Below are 2,007 nucleotides of genomic sequence, written 5' to 3' on the forward strand. Positions count from 1 at the left end.
TAAAACTGCATTTGATTTTTCGTCTATCGTATATTTAGTCAAAAAAACTGCACCTCCAATTGTTAGATGTTGTCTAACAATTGGGGTGCAGTTCATAAAGACAGCTCCGATTTTCAGCTAACGCACCCTCTTTTCAGTAATTTACCTAAAAATCACCTCACCAATAAGAACTAGAGGTGAGATCAATTTCAATAAAATCTTACATAATCCCCTTCTTTAATTTGATTCTTTTCAAACCATCCAAGGTTCACTTCAATTGCATAGTGATAAGAAATTTCTGGATCATAGGTAGGACATATATCTTCTTTACAAGGCTCCATATGAAGTATTTTTAGAATTTCCCCATCCCAATCAAGAAAAGCAATAGATAAAGGAATTAATGTGTTTTTCATCCAGAAGCCACCATATATTTTTACTGGAAACACAAATAACATCCCCTCGTTTTCGGGTAATTTCCCCACAAACATTAAGCCCTTATCTCTTTTTCTTTGAGTATCTGCAACTTGAACGGTTAATCTAGTTTCCCTGTTTCCACTGAGTATTTTTATCATTTTTGTTTTCATTCTATTTTTCATGTTCACTCACCTTAGAGTAGTATTATAAGCAGGAAAGAAATTCAAAAGAAGAAAAATAACTAAGGAAATCCCTTTTCACATCTAATATTTATTCTATGGTTATAAATTTAATTCTTCGTTTTCAATAATCACAGCAACAATATATATGAAGATTTGTTCAACTGCCTCGTTTGTTGCATAAAAAAAAGGAGCTGTTATACAGCTCCTGCTTAAGCCATTTTTCTTCTGGTTGGTGCAATTGTATCGCATACTAAAACCATTTTTCCCTCCATCATCTAAAATGTCTAATATCTTGTATTTCATCCTTGGAATGTACAATATTATTAATTTTCATTCAAATGATATATTAGTTGCACAACGCCAGAGGAGAACGTTTTTGTATTAACCAATTTTAAATTCAACCTCTTTTTAATATCAATAAACAAAGGTTTTCCTTCTCCCAAAATAACAGGATGAACAGATAATCTAAATTCATCAACAAGCCCTAAATTGATAAATGTTGTAATAAGACTTGCTCCGCCATATAGCCAGATGTCTTTACCAGGCTTATTCTTTAATTTATTTACTTCTTCAACAATATTATCATTTATAAATATTGCTTTATTATCAGTCCCTTTTTGCTTTCTGGAAAACACGTATTTTTCTTTACTATGAACTATTTCCCAAAGTTCTTTTTCAGTATCGGCATCTTCAATTCCTGGAGTGAATTGTCCCCATAAGTCGTAGCTTTTTCTTCCATATAAAATAGTATCAATTTGATTTAAGAAATTAATAAACCCCATCTCAGGGTCCATGATGCACCAATCAACTTCCCCATTTTCCCCTTCTATAAAACCATCTAAAGTAACTGCTAAATCTAAAATCATTCTTCTTGGTCTTACGTTATTGGACATAATTCTTCCTCCCTTAATCATTTAAATATTGTTTGCTCCAATCTTCAGCTAACGCACTTGTTAGCTGAAGAAGTCGATTACTTTTCAGAGTTCCCATCAACAGGTTTTCGTTTATGTTTTTCATTAATTATCTTTTTATTAAATATCTTAACTTCCCCAACCATTAGTAACCTCATATCCTCTACAATATACTTGGCTAATTCTTGGTCAGTAATGTCATCTCCATCAATATCAAGGCGGAATTCCTGCCCTTGAAGCCCACCGCCATTAGTAAACTCTATTTTAAAGTCAAATTGAACTCTTTTATCCATTTGAACCCTCCTAAAATATTGATTGATACTGCAATTGCATTGATAAATTACCCTTTTGGCAAAACAGGGCTTTTTACACCTTTCCACAGTTCTCAAAAGACATATTCTAGACGAAAAAGACAATTACCTTCTTCAACTCCCTCAGTTTAATACGATTTTCTCACAAATACTCGCTTATTCGCAGGATTTCATCACCATTGAATTTAAGTTCACGGTTAAATGGAGTGA

3 protein-coding genes are annotated in these 2,007 nt (G+C 32.7%); all 3 read right to left on the bottom strand.

Going from position 1 to position 2,007, the window contains the following annotated elements; translation table 11 throughout:
- Positions 1-188 precede the first annotated feature (188 nt).
- The 3 genes from V3595_RS28580 to V3595_RS28590 all read right to left on the bottom strand — a co-directional run bounded on the left by V3595_RS28580 (position 189) and on the right by V3595_RS28590 (position 1,779).
- The gene (locus V3595_RS28580; RefSeq protein WP_485911331.1) at positions 189-575 is read right to left on the bottom strand and encodes a DUF192 domain-containing protein; all 387 of its coding nucleotides are present in this window, start codon (positions 573-575) and stop codon (positions 189-191) included.
- A gap of 323 nt (positions 576-898) precedes the next feature.
- The gene (locus V3595_RS28585) at positions 899-1,468 is read right to left on the bottom strand and encodes a dihydrofolate reductase family protein (protein WP_485911333.1); all 570 of its coding nucleotides are present in this window, start codon (positions 1,466-1,468) and stop codon (positions 899-901) included.
- A gap of 77 nt (positions 1,469-1,545) precedes the next feature.
- A complete protein-coding gene (locus V3595_RS28590) occupies positions 1,546-1,779 on the bottom strand; it encodes a cyclase (protein WP_485911335.1) in 234 nt (77 codons plus the stop codon).
- Positions 1,780-2,007 lie beyond the last annotated feature (228 nt).

The sequence above is a fragment of the Bacillus sp. CFBP9009 genome (genome assembly GCF_036541465.1).
In the GTDB taxonomy this organism is placed as follows: Bacteria; Bacillota; Bacilli; order Bacillales; family DSM-1321; genus Peribacillus.